This is a genomic window from Streptococcus sp. A23 (assembly GCF_043674155.1).
Classification (GTDB): domain Bacteria; phylum Bacillota; class Bacilli; order Lactobacillales; family Streptococcaceae; genus Streptococcus; species Streptococcus suis_V.
Genome location: NZ_JBIMJP010000005.1, coordinates 109,244 through 124,730, shown reverse-complemented (window position 1 = coordinate 124,730; position 15,487 = coordinate 109,244). Strand labels below are relative to the sequence as shown.

At 45.7% G+C, this 15,487-nt stretch carries 19 protein-coding genes; 16 read left to right on the top strand and 3 right to left on the bottom strand.

The features are described from left to right. Positions 1-303: 303 nt before the first annotated feature. Positions 304-1,227: a neutral zinc metallopeptidase gene (locus tag ACHBIE_RS04550; RefSeq protein WP_105160869.1), complete on the bottom strand. Its 924-nt coding sequence runs from the start codon at positions 1,225-1,227 to the stop codon at positions 304-306. 144 nt (positions 1,228-1,371) lie between these two features. On the opposite strand from ACHBIE_RS04550, the gene xseA reads away from it, so the two are divergent. From xseA to ACHBIE_RS04495, 11 genes are all read left to right on the top strand, one after another. Next, a complete protein-coding gene (xseA, locus tag ACHBIE_RS04545; protein WP_105160870.1) occupies positions 1,372-2,715 on the top strand; it encodes an exodeoxyribonuclease VII large subunit in 1,344 nt (447 codons plus the stop codon). Next, the gene (locus ACHBIE_RS04540) at positions 2,690-2,905 is read left to right on the top strand and encodes an exodeoxyribonuclease VII small subunit (protein ID WP_105160871.1); all 216 of its coding nucleotides are present in this window, start codon (positions 2,690-2,692) and stop codon (positions 2,903-2,905) included. The genes xseA and ACHBIE_RS04540 overlap by 26 nt, the downstream gene beginning before the upstream one ends. Positions 2,906-2,907: 2 nt before the next feature. Beyond that, complete coding sequence (locus tag ACHBIE_RS04535) at positions 2,908-3,780, top strand: polyprenyl synthetase family protein (RefSeq protein ID WP_105123504.1); 873 nt, start codon at positions 2,908-2,910, stop codon at positions 3,778-3,780. Further along, complete coding sequence (locus tag ACHBIE_RS04530) at positions 3,773-4,594, top strand: TlyA family RNA methyltransferase (protein ID WP_105123505.1); 822 nt, start codon at positions 3,773-3,775, stop codon at positions 4,592-4,594. Before ACHBIE_RS04535 ends, ACHBIE_RS04530 begins: the two co-directional genes overlap by 8 nt. Further along, the gene (locus ACHBIE_RS04525) at positions 4,587-5,012 is read left to right on the top strand and encodes an arginine repressor (protein WP_105111911.1); all 426 of its coding nucleotides are present in this window, start codon (positions 4,587-4,589) and stop codon (positions 5,010-5,012) included. Before ACHBIE_RS04530 ends, ACHBIE_RS04525 begins: the two co-directional genes overlap by 8 nt. 3 nt (positions 5,013-5,015) lie before the next feature. Further along, positions 5,016-6,677 (top strand): DNA repair protein RecN, encoded by a 1,662-nt coding sequence (gene recN, locus ACHBIE_RS04520; RefSeq protein WP_105160872.1) that lies wholly within the window; start codon positions 5,016-5,018, stop codon positions 6,675-6,677. Positions 6,678-6,832: 155 nt separating this feature from the next. After that, positions 6,833-7,216, top strand: a complete 384-nt coding sequence (locus tag ACHBIE_RS04515) for a hypothetical protein (protein WP_105160873.1) — start codon at positions 6,833-6,835, stop codon at positions 7,214-7,216. A gap of 152 nt (positions 7,217-7,368) precedes the next feature. After that, a complete protein-coding gene (locus tag ACHBIE_RS04510) occupies positions 7,369-8,202 on the top strand; it encodes a DegV family protein (RefSeq protein WP_105111914.1) in 834 nt (277 codons plus the stop codon). After that, entirely contained in the window at positions 8,195-9,025 is an 831-nt protein-coding gene (locus tag ACHBIE_RS04505) for an SGNH/GDSL hydrolase family protein (protein ID WP_394732800.1), read from the top strand. Before ACHBIE_RS04510 ends, ACHBIE_RS04505 begins: the two co-directional genes overlap by 8 nt. Further along, complete coding sequence (locus tag ACHBIE_RS04500; RefSeq protein WP_105111916.1) at positions 9,003-9,602, top strand: YpmS family protein; 600 nt, start codon at positions 9,003-9,005, stop codon at positions 9,600-9,602. The genes ACHBIE_RS04505 and ACHBIE_RS04500 overlap by 23 nt, the downstream gene beginning before the upstream one ends. Before the next feature lie 85 nt (positions 9,603-9,687). Further along, positions 9,688-9,963 (top strand): HU family DNA-binding protein, encoded by a 276-nt coding sequence (locus tag ACHBIE_RS04495; protein WP_105106668.1) that lies wholly within the window; start codon positions 9,688-9,690, stop codon positions 9,961-9,963. A 480-nt stretch (positions 9,964-10,443) separates the two neighbouring features. Here the strand turns inward: ACHBIE_RS04495 and yidC are convergent, their stop codons facing one another. Together yidC and ACHBIE_RS04485 are read right to left on the bottom strand one after the other, a co-directional pair. Beyond that, a complete protein-coding gene (gene yidC / locus ACHBIE_RS04490) occupies positions 10,444-11,355 on the bottom strand; it encodes a membrane protein insertase YidC (protein WP_105160875.1) in 912 nt (303 codons plus the stop codon). 99 nt (positions 11,356-11,454) lie between these two features. Beyond that, positions 11,455-11,736, bottom strand: coding sequence for an acylphosphatase (locus ACHBIE_RS04485; RefSeq protein WP_105136845.1), 282 nt, complete (start codon positions 11,734-11,736; stop codon positions 11,455-11,457). A gap of 70 nt (positions 11,737-11,806) precedes the next feature. Here ACHBIE_RS04485 and ACHBIE_RS04480 point away from each other — a divergent pair, with 70 nt between their 5' ends. From ACHBIE_RS04480 to ACHBIE_RS04460, 5 genes are all read left to right on the top strand, one after another. Next, positions 11,807-12,547, top strand: a complete 741-nt coding sequence (locus ACHBIE_RS04480; protein WP_105123513.1) for an RNA methyltransferase — start codon at positions 11,807-11,809, stop codon at positions 12,545-12,547. A 46-nt stretch (positions 12,548-12,593) separates the two neighbouring features. Next, positions 12,594-13,076: an HD domain-containing protein gene (locus ACHBIE_RS04475; RefSeq protein ID WP_105160876.1), complete on the top strand. Its 483-nt coding sequence runs from the start codon at positions 12,594-12,596 to the stop codon at positions 13,074-13,076. Positions 13,077-13,091: 15 nt separating this feature from the next. Next, positions 13,092-13,793 carry a Bax inhibitor-1/YccA family protein gene (locus ACHBIE_RS04470; protein ID WP_105160877.1) on the top strand — a complete coding sequence of 234 codons (702 nt, stop codon included), beginning with the start codon at positions 13,092-13,094 and terminating at the stop codon, positions 13,791-13,793. 85 nt (positions 13,794-13,878) lie between these two features. Then, positions 13,879-15,126, top strand: a complete 1,248-nt coding sequence (locus tag ACHBIE_RS04465; protein WP_105160620.1) for a diaminopimelate decarboxylase — start codon at positions 13,879-13,881, stop codon at positions 15,124-15,126. A gap of 71 nt (positions 15,127-15,197) precedes the next feature. After that, positions 15,198-15,443, top strand: a complete 246-nt coding sequence (locus ACHBIE_RS04460; protein ID WP_394719201.1) for a YneF family protein — start codon at positions 15,198-15,200, stop codon at positions 15,441-15,443. Positions 15,444-15,487 lie beyond the last annotated feature (44 nt).

The following is a 15,487-nucleotide window of genomic DNA, read 5'->3' as shown; positions in this document are numbered from 1 at the left end:
AAGAGCAGATAACGTATCCTGAATTTTTAGCACAGAAAAAGACTACTAGGGACGAGCTAGTAGCCTAACATAAAAAATTTTTTCGCTTTGATTATATCATAGGGAGGGAGTTTTTGTATTCTTTTGAGTTTTCGTATAAGAACTCGACTAATGAAAAGAGAGTTCGTCTTCCCGCCCCCGCACAATTGGTTAGGACTGATTCGGAGCGTTAAACGCGAACGAAACTGCCAATCAACCCCTGCGTCAATATGTTTTTGCTAATCAAATAGCCATAGGTTGGACTTTATGCCCAACCTTAACATCTTATGGATTTGGAACAGAGAAACTGTCAGCATGTGCCAGGTCTCCGTAGGTATAACCACGGTCAAACCAGCGTTTGCGCTGTTCGGATGTACCGTGAGTGAAACTGTCTGGGACAGTCCGGCCGTAGGCTTCTTTTTGCAGGGTATCGTCACCTACTGCATGGGCTGCCTGCATGGCCTCGTCGATGTCACCAGCATCTAGCATGCCTTGGCCATCGACAAATTTGGCCCAAGCACCAGCATAGTAGTCTGCCTGCAGTTCCAGACGAACATTGAGGGCGTTTCCTTCCTTGTCAGACAGACGGGCGCGCTCCTTATGGTAGGCACCGAGGACCTCTAGCTCGTTTTGAACATGGTGACCAACTTCGTGGGCAATGACGTAGGCCATGGCAAAGTCACCTTTAGCCTTGTAGCGGTTACCTAATTCTTGATAGAAAGAGGTATCGATATAAATTTTTCGGTCAGCAGAACAGTAGAAGGGACCCGCTTGGGCTGATCCCATTCCACATCCTGTGCTGGTTTGGTCAGTGTAGAAGACCAGAGTTGGAGCCTTGTAGGTCATGCCATTTTTGTCAAATTCCTGGGTCCAGAAATCTTCTGTAGAGGCTAGGACCTTACTCATAAAGACAGCATCCTCATCGGAGACCTCAGTCCCTGCAGTTGATACCTGAGCGGATTGATAGGGATTGACTCCAGATGAACCGCCCAATAGACCTCTTAGTCCTGAACTACCACCAAAGAGTATGAGGACCAGGAAGAGGATGATTTTTCCCTTCCAGCCTAGTCGTGAAAAGAGTAGCCCCAAGAGCATGCCACCACCGGAAGAGCCACTTCGACTGGTTCCTCCAGGAAAGAAGGAGCCACCGTTGGATTGACCACGTCTGTCCTCTATATTTTTACTTTGTCGTTGATTGTCTAACTTCATATAAAACTCCTAAGTTTGTTCAAGTATATTATATAGTAAAATTTCTAAAAAGGCACAAGAAAGCAATTACAAATTTATTCTCTAATTCTGAATAATCTTGCGATTTTTGGTATAATGAAAGAGATATAGACAGAAGGAGCTGACATGGTTGACTATTTGTCGGTTAGTCATTTAACCAAGTATTTAAAATTAAAATTTGACCGTGATCCCTATCTAGAAAAAGTTTATTTGACAGGGCAGGTATCCAATTTCCGCAAGCGTCCGACCCACCAGTATTTTTCCCTCAAGGATGACAAGGCAGTTATCCAGGCGACCATGTGGGCAGGTATTTACAAAAATCTGGGCTTTGAGCTGGAAGAAGGTATGAAAATCAATGCGATTGGTCGGGTCCAGCTCTATGAGCCAAGTGGATCCTATTCGATCGTCATTGAAAAAGCTGAGCCAGACGGCATCGGAGCCTTGGCAATCAAGTTTGAGCAACTCAAGCAGTCCTTGACTGCAGAAGGCTTGTTCAAGCAGGAATTTAAGCAGCAAGTGCCTCGCTTTACCCAGAAAATTGGTGTCATTACCAGTCCAAGCGGCGCGGTCATTCAGGACATTATCACGACAGTCAGTCGGCGTTTTCCTGGTGTGGAAATTGTTCTCTACCCGACCAAAGTGCAGGGTGAGGGAGCGGCTCAGGAAGTAGCTGCCAATATCCAGAAAGCCAATAGCAGGGAGGATTTGGATGTCTTAATTGTCGGTCGTGGTGGTGGGTCTATTGAGGACCTTTGGGCATTCAACGAGGAAATGGTGGTTCGAGCCATTTTTGAATCGCGAATTCCGATTATTTCTAGTGTGGGCCATGAGACGGACACGACCTTGGCGGATTTTGTGGCAGACAGACGGGCAGCGACCCCGACGGCAGCAGCAGAATTGGCGACACCGGTGACCAAGGCGGACCTCTTAGGCTATTTGAACCAGCAGGAAAACCGTGCCTACCAGGCTATGACCAATCGGATTAAGTTTCGGCAAAGCCAGCTGGACAAAATCAGTCAGTCGGTTATTTTCAGGCAGCCAGAACGACTGTATGATGGCTATGTGCAAAAATTAGACCGGTTGACCAGCCAGCTACAGACTAGGATGAAAGAGATTTTCGGGGATAACAAGCAGGCCAGTGTCCTGCTCCAGCAAAGCCTACAGGGCTTGCAATTGCTCCAGAAAGTCAGCCGTTATCAGGAGCAGGTCAGCCAGTTGCAACGCTTGCTCAAGAGCAATATGGCCAACATTTATGACAATAAAATGGCCAAGGCTGACAAGCTGATAGAGGCCATGACCATGCTGGATACCAGCCGCATCGTGGCGCGCGGTTATGCCATGCTGGAGCAGGCTGGTCGGGTCATTGATAGCGTAGAAAAGATTGAAAAAGATGAGCAGTTGACCATTGTCATGAAGGATGGTCGTGTGGATGTGGAGGTAAAGGATGTCCAAAAAAATGAAAACATTTGAAGAAAATTTAGCAGAACTTGAGGGAATTGTGACCCGCTTGGAGCAGGGAGATGTAGCCTTAGAAGAGGCTCTGGCTGAGTTCCAAAAGGGTATGGTCCTGTCCAAGGACTTGCAGAAAACCTTGGCTGATGCAGAAAAAACTCTGGTTAAGGTCATGCAGGCAGATGGTGGTGAAAGTGAGATGGTTTAGGTATGGATAAATTCAATCTCATAGGCTCAACCATTGAAAACTACTACAGAAATACCCACACCTGTGTTTCGGAAGAGTTGATTGAGTCAATTCTCTACTCAATAGAAGCAGGAGGGAAACGCCTTCGTCCCCTCATCCTGCTGGAGGTTTTGGAGGGATTTGGCAAGACAGTGACAGAAGCCCACTATCAAATTGCTGCTGCTTTGGAAATGATTCACACGGGAAGTCTTATCCATGATGATTTACCTGCCATGGACAACGATGATTACCGTCGAGGTCGGTTGACAAACCACAAACAGTTTGACGAAGCTACAGCTATTTTGGCGGGGGATAGCCTTTTTCTGGATGCCTTTGATTTGGTAGCCCGTGCCGACTTGCCATCACCCATTATTGTTCAGTTAGTTCAGTTCCTAGCCACTTCCTCAGGCACATTTGGTATGGTTGGGGGACAGATGTTGGATATGAAAGGGGAGGGGCAGATGCCGGAGGCTACGGAACTCTTCAAGATTCATGAGAACAAAACTGGTCGTCTCCTGACTTATCCTTTCTATGCAGCTGGTATTATCGCAGAGCAGTCAGAATATGTCCAAGGGAGATTGTGGCAATTGGGTTCGCTGATTGGGTATGCATTTCAGATTCGGGATGATATTTTGGATGTGACAGCAAGTTTTGAAGAATTAGGGAAAACGCCTAATAAGGATCTTGTGGCTGAGAAAGCAACTTTTCCAGCTTTGTTGGGCTTAGATGAATCTAAGAGTCTTCTTGAGGAAGCCTTGGATAAGTCTATAAAAATTCTTGAGGAATTGACTCAGGATTATGATTTCAAGTCTGACAATATCATTAAGATTTTAGAAAGTTTACGAATCAATGAGTAAAGAACGAGTAGATGTGCTAGCCTACAAGCAGGGGCTTTTTGAGACTAGGGAGCAGGCCAAGCGAGGCGTCATGGCGGGCCTGGTGGTCAATGTCATCAATGGCGAGCGCTATGACAAGCCGGGCGAGAAAATCGATGAGGGGACCGAGCTCAAGCTCAAGGGTGAGAAATTAAAATATGTCAGCCGTGGTGGCCTCAAATTAGAGAAGGCCTTGCAGGTCTTTGGAATTTCTGTTGAAGGGCAGACGACCATTGATATTGGTGCTTCCACAGGCGGCTTTACGGATGTCATGCTCCAGTCTGGCGCCAAGCTGGTTTACGCCGTGGACGTTGGGACCAATCAATTGGCTTGGAAACTTCGGCAAGATGAGCGTGTAATTTCCATGGAGCAGTACAATTTCCGCTATGCTGAACTGGTTGATTTTGACCAGGGACAGCCAAGTTTTGCCTCTATTGATGTCAGCTTTATTTCGCTCAGTCTGATCTTGCCAGCCCTGCATAATATTTTGGCAGACGGCGGTCAGGTCGTAGCCCTGGTCAAGCCTCAGTTTGAAGCGGGACGGGAGCAGATTGGTAAAAATGGTATCGTTAAAGACAAGCAGGTTCATGTCAAAGTTTTGCAGGACGTGACCAAGATGGCCGTGGAGACTGGCTTTACCGTTAAGGCGCTCAGCTTTTCTCCGGTTCAGGGCGGTCAGGGCAATATTGAATTTTTGGCTCATTTGGAAAAATCTGACCAGCCAGAAAATATGGTTGTGGGTCAGATTGGTAACTTGATTGAGCAAGCACACGAGGAATTTAAGAAAGATGAATAAACGAGAACGCTTAGAAGTAATAAAAGATTTGGTGGTCCGCTATCCGATCGATACCCAGGAAGAGATTGTGGAACGCTTGGAGGCTATGGGGGTCCATGCAACCCAGGCGACGGTTTCCCGGGATATCAAGGAGTTGGGTATCATCAAGGTGCCAGCAGCTGACAAGGGCTATATTTACGGTCTGCCTAAGGTGGGCCTGGCAAAGGTCCGCTCGAAAAATATCCTTGATTTTTCACATTCGGGTAACATGGTCAATATCAAACTGGTGCCTGGAAGTGCCATTGTTGTCAAACGTCAGATTGTGGAACAATTTGAGGACCAGCTGTTCACCATCATTGCGGACGACGATAGTATCTTTTTAATCCTGAAGGACCAGGAAAAACTGCTTCAGTTGGAGCGCATGGTTAAAGGGTGGTAAGGTATGTTACTAGAAGTTTCGATTAAGAATTTTGCCATTATCGAGCAGGTCTCTCTTAACTTTGAAAAGGGTATGACCATTCTCTCTGGTGAGACGGGAGCTGGGAAGTCTATCATTATCGACGCCATGAACCTTATGTTGGGGGCGCGGGCGACAACTGATGTCATCCGCCACGGGGCTGCCAAGGCGGAGATTGAGGGGCTTTTCTCTTTTGAACATAGCAGAGCCTTGGAGCAGATTTTGGAGGAGCAGGGGATTGAAGTGGCTGACGAGCTGATTATCCGTCGGGAAATCCTGCAAAATGGTCGGTCGGTCAGCCGGGTCAACGGTCAAATGGTCAACCTGTCTGTCCTCAAGCAAATTGGTCAGCACTTGGTCGACATTCACGGTCAACATGACCAGGAAGAATTGATGAAGTCCCAGCACCATATCCGTCTGTTGGATAGCTTTGGAGAAGAGGATTTTTGGACCCTCAAGGACAACTACCAAGCGACTTTTGATGCCTACCGTAGCCTCCGCAAGCGCGTGCTTGAAAAGCAGAAAAACGAGCAGGAACACAAGGCTCGTATCGAGATGTTGGAGTATCAGATTGCGGAGATTGAATCCGCTGACCTCCAGCTTGGTGAGGATGTCCAGCTCAATCAGGAGCGGGATAAGCTACTCAATCATAAGCAGATTGCAGATACGCTGACCAATGCCTACGCCCTCCTGGACAGTGAGGATTTCTCTAGCGTCAACAATATCCGCTCAGCCATGGGGGATTTGCAGAGTTTGGAAGAATTCGACCCAGAATACAAGGCCCTATCGACCAGCCTGACCGAGGCCTACTATGTGGTGGAGGATGTGGCCAAGCGTTTGGGTGATGTGGTGGATAATTTGGAGTTTGACGGCAACCGTCTCATGCAGCTGGAAAGTCGCTTAGACCTGCTCAACACCATGACCAAGAAATATGGTGGTTCGGTCGATGATGTCCTCGATTATTTGGCAAAAATCACTGAAGAGTACAATCTTTTGACCGGTAACGATCTGACTGGTGATGACCTGGAAGTCCAGCTCAAGACCTTGGAGAAAGACTTGGTTAACTTGGCTGGTCAATTGAGTCAGGCCCGCCATGAGTTGGCCCAGATTTTAGAAGAGGTTATTCGCCAGGAATTGCAGGACTTGTATATGGAGAAGGCCAAGTTCCAGGTTCGATTTACTAAGGGTAAATTCAGCAAGGAGGGCCATGAAACGGTGGAATTTTATATTTCTGCCAATCCTGGAGAGGATTTCAAACCCCTGGTCAAGGTGGCCTCAGGAGGGGAATTGTCTCGCCTCATGTTGGCCATTAAATCAGCCTTTGCCCGCAAGGAAGGCAAGACATCCATTGTATTTGACGAGGTGGACACGGGTGTATCTGGTCGCGTAGCCCAGGCCATTGCCCAGAAAATTTACAAAATCGGTCAATACGGTCAGGTCTTGGCGATTTCGCACCTGCCACAGGTGATTGCGATTGCGGATTACCAGTTTTTTATTGAGAAAGTATCGGACGAGCATTCGACCGTTTCTCGTGTACGTCTCTTAACAACGGATGAGCGGGCGGAAGAGATTGCCAAGATGTTGGCTGGTGACACAGTGACTGAGGCAGCCAGAACGCAGGCCAGAGAATTAGTGATGAAAGGCTGATGAGGGAGTGGTCAAACCTTACTGATTTGACAGGCTGGGACCAGTTTGAGGCCGTTATGAAATGTAGAATACAGCATATAAATCCTTCACAGAAAAACGGAAAACTGCCAAAATATATGTAAAGAATCACTCTATATATAAAGTAGGTGGTTAGCATGAAACAGTATCTAGGTCGGTTTGTAGGTGTTTTATCGGTCTTGAGTTTATTCCTTCCCTTTGCCTTTACTCCCAATCTGAAGACTTTTGAGATTGTCACGATTTCTGGATGGGTCTATTTCAGCGGTAGTCTCTTTGCTATCCTTTGTCTGGCTCTTGTACTTGCCTTCTGTTTTAAATTGGTGCTGTTTTCCAAGACCGTCAATCTGTTACTCTTTGCTGGTGCTGGGCTCATGACGCTATATTTTTATAGTTTTCCGCTACAGGCAGTTGGCAGCTCATTTCTGACTCGATTGGATGAATTTCCTGTTGGCTACTTTCTCTGTGGTGTCTTCTTGGTACTTGGGCTTGGATTCACCTTGAAAGAATTGCTTTCTCAGTAAGTGTGACATATCTTACTTTTTATCAATAATGCTTGAAAGCAGTATAGGGCTAGGTTTTAGTGGTCTAGCCTTTTTTCATTTCTAGCGTTTTATTTTTGAGGTGATTTTTGCTATAATAGTAGACATATTTGTAGAGAATTGTAGGATGAAATATGTCAAGGATTAAAATTGTAACAGATTCAAGCACCACTATCGAGCCACACTTGCTGGAAGAACTGGGAATTACGGTTGTTCCTCTTTCGGTGATGATTGATGGAGTGGTCTATTCGGATAGCGACCTGACAGAGGGGCAATTTTTGCAACTGATGCGCAATGCTAAGAGCTTGCCGAAGACCAGTCAACCTCCAGTGGGGGTCTTTGCAGAAACCTTTACTGATTTGGCCAAGGACGGTAGTCAAGTGATTGCCATCGTCTTATCTCACGCTCTTTCGGGCACCGTTGAGGCTGCTCGTCAAGGGGCAACCTTGTCCGGCGTTGATGTGACGGTTATTGATTCAAGTTTCACAGACCAGGCTGCAAAATTCCAGGTGGTTGAGGCTGCTCGTCTGGCTCAAGCTGGGGCTAGCAAGGAGGAAATCTTGGCGGCCATCGAGCAGGTGCGAGAAAAAACAGAATTGTATATTGGCGTATCGACGCTTGAAAATCTGGTTAAGGGAGGCCGTATTGGTCGCGTTCAAGGGCTCTTAAGCAGCTTGCTCAATATCCGTGTCATTATGACCATGAAAAATCATCAGCTAGAGCCAATTGTGAAGGGCCGGGGCAACAAGACTTTCAAGAAATGGTTGGATGAGTTTATTGGTCAATTAGCCGATAAAAAGGTGGCTGAAATCGGCATTTCCTATGCAGGCGCAGCAGATTTTGCCCAGCAGATGAAAGAACAGTTACAGCCCTACCTAGCCAAGGATATCGCTGTCCTAGAAACCGGCTCTATCATACAAACCCACACTGGTGAAGATGCCTGGGCTATCTTAGTACGCTATGAATAATCGAAAAGTTTTTCATGGGCTCTTTTATTTCTTTCTGTGCTTGATATTGACCGTCTTTCTGTTTGACTGGCTGATTCCAAAGGCTGCATCAAGGGTGTCTCCTTCAGAAATCAGTCAGTCAGACGAGCGCTCCATCCTACACTATGTTGCGATTGGTGATTCATTGACGGAAGGTGTGGGGGATACCACGGGCCAAGGAGGCTTTGTTCCGCTTCTGGCTCAAGATTTGGCCAACCAGCTCTCAGTGGATGTTGTCGATGCCAATTATGGCATTGCAGGCAATACCAGCAACCAGATTTTAAAAAGGATGAAGTCTGATAAGAAATTGCAGGCAGATTTGAAGCGGGCGGATTTGATGACTTTGACGGTTGGTGGAAATGATTTGCGAAAGGTGATTATGAACAATATCACCGATTTAAAAGTATCTTCCTTCAATAAGCCATCCAAGGATTATGCCAAAAGACTGAAAGAGATTATTGACTACGCCCACAAGCAAAATAAGGATTTACCTATTTACGTTGTTGGTATTTACAATCCTTTCTTTTTAAGTTTTCCAGAGATGACCGAAATGCAGACAATCGTGGATAATTGGAATGAAGTGACTGCCAAGACGCTTGAAGAGCAGGATAAGGTTTACTTTGTTCCCATCAATGATTTGCTTTACAAGGGATTGGAAGAAGAGGTGGGTGTCAGTTCCACTGATGCAGGGACTAGAAATAATCTACTCTACAACGAAGATAGTTTTCATCCCAATAATACGGGCTATGAAATTATAAAGAAAGCAATCGTGGAGAAAATACATGAAACCCCAAAAGAATGGTAAGATAAAGATTTGGAAATGGTTGTTTTTGGCACTTCTAGCTTGTAATGTTGGTGCCTATATTGTCCTTATCAATCGTGTGCAGGATAAGCGTGAAGACTTGACGGTTTTCGTAAAAAATAATCCTGACGATGTCAAAATAGGGACATTTACGACCACAAGAGAACAGCTGAATCAGACACTTGAAAACTATCTCAAAGAATATCAAACCAAAGATTTTGAATATTCCATTGCCCTGACCAGCCAACAGATTGTCTTTGAGGGCAGTTACAAGTTGTTTGGTGTGGAAATTCCCCTCTATCTCTATTTCCAGCCAAGCAAGATGAAGGATGGAAGTATCATGTTGCAAATAATGGAAGTTTCAGCAGGCAGTCTATCTTTACCCAAAGCAGAGGTTCTAAATTATTTGAAGAAAAATTATAAATTTCCAGACTATGTCCATGTGGATACGGAGGCATCTAGAGTGCAGGTCCAGCTCCAGGAAATGGAGAATAAGCTAGGGATTTATGCCAAAATGAATACGCTTGATTTATATAATGACCAATTTATTGTTGATATTTACAAAACAGAAATAAAATAACACTTTAAGCTTGACCAAAAGCTTAAAATTGGGTAAGATATTAGAGTGAGTAGTCACTCAGAAAACAATTGGAGGATTTAGCAAAATGGCTAATAAACAAGATTTGATCGCAAAAGTTGCAGAAGCAACTTCATTGACTAAAAAAGATTCTGCAGCAGCAGTTGATGCGGTATTCGCAGCAGTAGCTGACTACCTTGCAGCTGGTGAGAAAGTTCAATTGATTGGCTTCGGTAACTTCGAAGTTCGTGAGCGTTCAGCACGTACAGGTCGCAACCCTCAAACAGGTGCAGAAATCAAAATCGCAGCTTCTAAGGTTCCTGCTTTCAAAGCTGGTAAAGCACTCAAAGACGCTGTAAAATAATTCAGCATTAAAAAGCCCGTCATATCAAGCTTTCTAGCTTGTCCGACGGGCTTTTTTCTGTGTTTTGGGGCATTTTTGGGGCATAAAATCAGTATTTCAGAACGTCGGCAAACTGTATTCTGGATAAATAAACTAAGTAGCTCTGCTAAGAAAAAACGATAATTTAGTTTATTTTGCAAGCGGAGCGAGCCCTAAGCCAGGACTTTCCGCTGTGATGAAAATGAGAAACGTTGTCGTTTCGGACATTCGGAGTATTTGAGACCTTAGGCTCAAATACTAGGTATGGAATTCCGTAGGTAGCTCAAACAGTCTGGGGGACTGTTTGAGGAGTAAAACTAGAAACAAGAAAGTTTACTACCGTCCGACATCACCTCAGGAAAGTCTGAAAAGAGATTTTGTCTACAAACTCAGGATTTTTCCTTAACTTTTGACTTCTAATTACAAATAAAACAACCACCTGCTTCAGATGGTTGTCTCTTTCTATCTCGAACGTTGTTTACCAGCGTTGCGGTTTTTCTTTTTAGATGCTTTTTCTTCGATGATAGCTGATGCAGCTGGGGTCACATCTTTGACTTTGCCTGGTGCAGCTTTCAAGGGTTTGTTCTTAAATTCTTCCTCTACCTGCTTGCGAATGCGTGGCTTGAGGATGAAGTTGGTGATGGCTTGTTGGATAAGACTAATCAGACCACCGACTACCCAGTAAAGGGTTACACCAGCTGGAGAGCCAAATGAGATCATCACAATCATGAGCGGATTCATCAGTGCCATGGTTTTCATTTGCTTTTTCTGTTCTTCATCCATACCGACCTGCATGAGGAGGGATTGTCCATAGTAGAGTACACCTGCAATAGCTGTTAAAATCAGGCTGGATTTGCCCAGGTCGATACCGAGGAAACTAGCCTCAGCAATACCTGGAGTGTGGCGAGCCGCAAAGTAGATAGCCGAGAAGAAAGGCATCTGAATCAGGAGTGGTAAACAACCCATGCCTCCCAACATACTCACACCGTACTGTTTTTGCGTAGCGAAGTATTCTTGTTGGGCAGCAAGCTGTTCTTCCTGAGAACTTGCATTCTTCATACGTTCCTGGATTGGACCAAGAATTGGCTTGAGGTAGTTCATCTTTTCAGACTGGATAGCTGCCTTATAAGATTGGTAAATACCTAGTGGAAGGATAATCAAGCGGACAATCAGGGTCACGATGATAATGGCCAAACCATAACCCAGGGCCTGGTTCTCAGCAAAGTATTCGATGAGATAAGACATTGGTTGCCCCAGATAGTTCCAGATGAAACCGGTCGGATTACCACTTTTATCTGTCTGCACACAGCCCGACAAGAAGAGCAGAGTTGCCAGTGACAAGCCTGACAATTTGATGAATCGTTTATTTTTCAATTTCAAACTTCCTTTTTTACAATATAGTCTCTATTGTACTTGTTTTGGTCAAAATTCTCAAGTCTTTCACTTACCAGCCTTAAAAATTCTTCTCAAGTCCTAGCCATGACTGACTTTAAAATCTGTCATATCCGGGAAATTGGCCAAATTCACATCCAGATAGTTGACCCTGGCCATACGAGAAGGTCCTTTTCGTATTTCATGGATAAAATGGCTGAGCTTGTCAGCTTGATCCGACTGGGCCAGGATGGTGACTGTTCCATCGTCATTGTTCCAGACACGGCCGTAGACATCACCGATTTCCAGAGCCAGAGCCTGGACTGACCAACGAAAACCAACTCCCTGGACACGACCAGAGGCAATCATTTTGACCTTTCTCATGGGGGTCTCCTTTTTGACAAGTAACTTACTTTATTATATCATGGACAATAAGAAATAAAAAGGAGCAGCCATGGACATTATCCGCTCAAAGGCCAATAATCTGGTCAAGCAAATCAAGAAATTGCAGCAGAAAAAATACCGGACCTCCTCCTATCTGATAGAGGGCTGGCATCTGCTAGAAGAGGCTGGTGCTGCTGGTGCGACTTTCGAGCATATCTTGGTCTTGGAAGAATACGCAGAGCGGGTTGCTGGTTTGCCCAATGTTAGTCTAGTGACACCTGACATCATGCGGGACCTGGCCGATTCCAAGTCTCCCCAGGGTGTCCTTGCCCAGCTGGCCCTTCCTAGACAAGACTTGCCAACAAGCCTTACCGGCAAATTCCTGGTCTTGGAAGATGTCCAGGACCCAGGCAATGTGGGCACCATGATTCGGACAGCAGACGCGGCTGGTTTTGACGGTATTTTTTTGACGGACAAGTCGGCTGATATTTACAATATTAAAGTTCTGCGGTCCATGCAGGGAAGTCATTTTCATCTGCCGATCTATCGTCTGCCTGTGGAGGAGCTTGTCAGATACCTGCAAGCTCAAGGGTTGCCAATCTTAGCAACGACCCTGTCAAGCCAGTCGGTGGACTATAAGGACTTCCAACCTGGTCCTAGCTTTGCTATGGTTATGGGCAATGAAGGTCAAGGAATTTCAGCCTACATGGAGGAAGTGGCGGACCAGCTGGTCCACATCAGCATGCCGGGTCAGGCGGAAAGTCTTAATGTGGCCATAGCGGCCGGTATTCTTATGTTTAGTTTTATTTAAGGCTATCTTGGTAGACTATGCTATAATAGTCCGAGGAGGTCAAGATTTGACAGCTTACAAAAAAGATAAAGAGTATATGCACTATGTGGGCCATCTGATTGCGACGCCCAAGGTGCAAAAATTGGGCACTATTCCCCACCACTACCATTCGACACGGCTGGAACATTCCATTAATGTGTCCTACACCAGCTATAAAATTGCCAAAAAATTTGGCTGGGATGCCAAAGCGACAGCTAGAGGCGGTCTCTTGCACGATTTGTTTTTCTATGACTGGCGGGATACCAAATTTCAGAAGAGCCATGCCTGGGTCCACCCAAGGATTGCCAAGCGCAATGCCCAGAAATTGACCAAGCTCAATAAGGTCGAAGAGGATATTATCGTCAAACACATGTTCGGTGCTACCATTGCCCCTCCCCGCTACAAGGAATCTTGGATTGTCACCTGCGTGGACAAGTATTGGGCGGTTCGTGAATGGAGTCTGCCCCTGCAGCACAAGTGGAAGCATCGCAAAATTCTACGTTTTCAATAAATAAAGGAGTTTTCTATGAATAATGATTCAGTAATTATCAACCAGGTGGACAATACCGCCCTCAACCGTTTCTTTGGTAAGGTTTACGGCGTTGTCGCTATGGGAATTGGCTTGTCGGCCTTGGTGTCGTTTTTGACAGTGACAGTTTTCCGAGACACTTTATTCGCTCTCATGCGTGGTGGTTCCATGCTCATGATGATTATCATGATTGCCCAGATTGCCCTGGTCTTTGCGGCCTCAGCTATGGCGGCTAAAAATAGTCCGCTGGCTCTGCCTATGTTTTTGGGCTATTCAGTGACAAATGGTTTCACTCTGAGTGTCGTGCTGTTGGCCTATACAGGTGAAACAGTGGCCCTGGCCTTTGTATCAACTGCCCTCATGTTTGCGGTCATGGCTATTATCGGGATGACCACCAAGAAAAATCTGTCCGGCATGGCCCAGGCTCTTCGAGCAGCTCTCTGGGGAGTGATTATTGCCAGTGTTGTCAATATCTTTCTACGTAGCTCAGGTATCAGCTTCGCTATGTCTATCATCTCTGTCTTGATTTTCTCAGGTTTGATTGCCTATGATAATCAGCGCATCCGCACTGTTTTCGAGCAAACAGGCGGAAATGTCGGTCAAGGCTGGGTCGTTTCTATGGGCCTGCAGCTCTATCTTGACTTTATTAACTTGTTCCTGAACTTGCTCCGCATTTTCGGTAACTTAAATCGAGATTAAAACTTCCCACTCTCCGAGTGGGTTTTTCATTTTCTGAAAATGCCTTTCTATGCTATAATGGTTAGAAAATTGAGGAGAATGAGTTATGACCAAAATACCATTTATTGATAAGGAGACCCTTGCGACGATTACAGACCAATTTCCAACGCCTTTTCACTTGTACGATGAGAAGGGGATTCGTGAAAAAGCGCGTGCGCTCAATGCTGCCTTTGCTTGGAACCCAGGCTTTAAGGAATATTTTGCGGTCAAGGCGACACCGACACCAGCTATCTTGAAAATTTTGCAAGAAGAGGGCTGCGGTGTGGATTGTGCGACGGATGTGGAAGTGCTGATGAGTGCCAAAATGGGCTTTACGGACATTATGTTTACTTCCAATGATACCCAGGCACAAGAATTTGTCTATGCGAGCGAAGTTGGAGCGACCATTAACTTGGACGCCTATGAGCATATCGAGTTTTTGAAAAATGTAGCCGGTATTCCTGAGACAGTCTGCCTACGTTATAATCCGGGTGGCATCTTCTCGCTTGGTACAGACATCATGGACCATCCAGAAGAGTCCAAATTTGGCATGACTAAGGCCCAGCTCATGCAGGGTTACAAGGACTTGAAAGAATTGGGCGTTAAGGAATTTGGTATCCATGCCTTCTTGGCCTCCAACACTGTGACCAATGACTACTATCCAGAATTGGCGCGCCAGCTCTTCGAATTGGCCCTGGAAATCCGTGAGGAGACAGGTGTCACACTTGATTTTATCAACCTGTCAGGTGGTATTGGGGTCAACTACCGTCCAGACCAGGAGCCAAATGATATTGCCGTGATTGGCGAGGGTGTCCGCAAGGTTTACGAAGAAATTCTTACGCCTGCTGGCATGGGACATGTGAAAATCTTTACGGAGCTAGGACGCTTTATGCTGGCGCCACATGGGCATCTGATTACTAAGGTTCTCCACCGCAAGGAAACCTATCGGACTTATGTCGGTGTGGATGCCTCAGCAGCCAACCTAATGCGTCCAGCCTTCTACGGTGCCTACCACCATATCACCAATATCAGTCGACCAGACGCTCCGATTGAAGTAGTGGATGTGGCGGGCTCTCTCTGCGAAAACAACGATAAATTCGCAGTCAATCGTGAATTGCCACGCGCAGAAGTGGGGGACACCCTGGTTATCCATGATACGGGTGCTCACGGTTTCTCCATGGGCTATAACTACAACGGACGCCTGCGTTCAGCGGAGATTCTCTTGGAGGAAAATGGCGGAGCGCGTATGATTCGACGGGCTGAAACGCCAGAAGACTACTTTGCGACCTTGTACGGTTTTGAATTTGACAAGTAAGTCTTGGAAAAGACGGGAAAATTTGGTATAATAGGTCTAGAAAATTAGAATACAGTCTATAGGAGATTGAAATGCAAATCGGAATCGGAATTGTTATATTATTGGTTGTCTTAGCACTTGCTGGTGGTGTTGCTCTCGGTATTTACCTATCACGCAAACAGGTTGAAAAAATGATTGCGGACAAGCCTATTTTGGATGAAAACGCTCTTCGTTTGATGATGAGCCAAATGGGTCAAAAACCAAGCGAGGCTAAGGTTCAGCAGGTATTGCGCCAAATCAAGAGCCAACAAAAAGTAGCAACTAACAAGAAAAAATAAGCAAGCACTGGGGCTGGGGATTCATTCCCAAGTCCTTTTGTTTG

What these genes read in the sequence shown, in the direction of transcription:
- ACHBIE_RS04480 (WP_105123513.1), top strand. Translation starts at nt 11,807, where the DNA reads ATGGACATTATCCGCTCAAAGGCCAATAATCTGGTCAAGCAAATCAAG.
- ACHBIE_RS04535 (WP_105123504.1), top strand. Translation starts at nt 2,908, where the DNA reads ATGGATAAATTCAATCTCATAGGCTCAACCATTGAAAACTACTACAGA.
- ACHBIE_RS04510 (WP_105111914.1), top strand. Translation starts at nt 7,369, where the DNA reads ATGTCAAGGATTAAAATTGTAACAGATTCAAGCACCACTATCGAGCCA.
- ACHBIE_RS04540 (WP_105160871.1), top strand. Translation starts at nt 2,690, where the DNA reads ATGTCCAAAAAAATGAAAACATTTGAAGAAAATTTAGCAGAACTTGAG.
- ACHBIE_RS04525 (WP_105111911.1), top strand. Translation starts at nt 4,587, where the DNA reads ATGAATAAACGAGAACGCTTAGAAGTAATAAAAGATTTGGTGGTCCGC.
- recN (WP_105160872.1), top strand. Translation starts at nt 5,016, where the DNA reads ATGTTACTAGAAGTTTCGATTAAGAATTTTGCCATTATCGAGCAGGTC.
- ACHBIE_RS04470 (WP_105160877.1), top strand. Translation starts at nt 13,092, where the DNA reads ATGAATAATGATTCAGTAATTATCAACCAGGTGGACAATACCGCCCTC.
- ACHBIE_RS04530 (WP_105123505.1), top strand. Translation starts at nt 3,773, where the DNA reads ATGAGTAAAGAACGAGTAGATGTGCTAGCCTACAAGCAGGGGCTTTTT.
- ACHBIE_RS04485 (WP_105136845.1), bottom strand. Translation starts at nt 11,736, where the DNA reads ATGAGAAAGGTCAAAATGATTGCCTCTGGTCGTGTCCAGGGAGTTGGT.
- ACHBIE_RS04465 (WP_105160620.1), top strand. Translation starts at nt 13,879, where the DNA reads ATGACCAAAATACCATTTATTGATAAGGAGACCCTTGCGACGATTACA.
- ACHBIE_RS04505 (WP_394732800.1), top strand. Translation starts at nt 8,195, where the DNA reads ATGAATAATCGAAAAGTTTTTCATGGGCTCTTTTATTTCTTTCTGTGC.
- ACHBIE_RS04550 (WP_105160869.1), bottom strand. Translation starts at nt 1,227, where the DNA reads ATGAAGTTAGACAATCAACGACAAAGTAAAAATATAGAGGACAGACGT.
- ACHBIE_RS04515 (WP_105160873.1), top strand. Translation starts at nt 6,833, where the DNA reads ATGAAACAGTATCTAGGTCGGTTTGTAGGTGTTTTATCGGTCTTGAGT.
- ACHBIE_RS04495 (WP_105106668.1), top strand. Translation starts at nt 9,688, where the DNA reads ATGGCTAATAAACAAGATTTGATCGCAAAAGTTGCAGAAGCAACTTCA.
- ACHBIE_RS04500 (WP_105111916.1), top strand. Translation starts at nt 9,003, where the DNA reads ATGAAACCCCAAAAGAATGGTAAGATAAAGATTTGGAAATGGTTGTTT.
- xseA (WP_105160870.1), top strand. Translation starts at nt 1,372, where the DNA reads ATGGTTGACTATTTGTCGGTTAGTCATTTAACCAAGTATTTAAAATTA.
- ACHBIE_RS04460 (WP_394719201.1), top strand. Translation starts at nt 15,198, where the DNA reads ATGCAAATCGGAATCGGAATTGTTATATTATTGGTTGTCTTAGCACTT.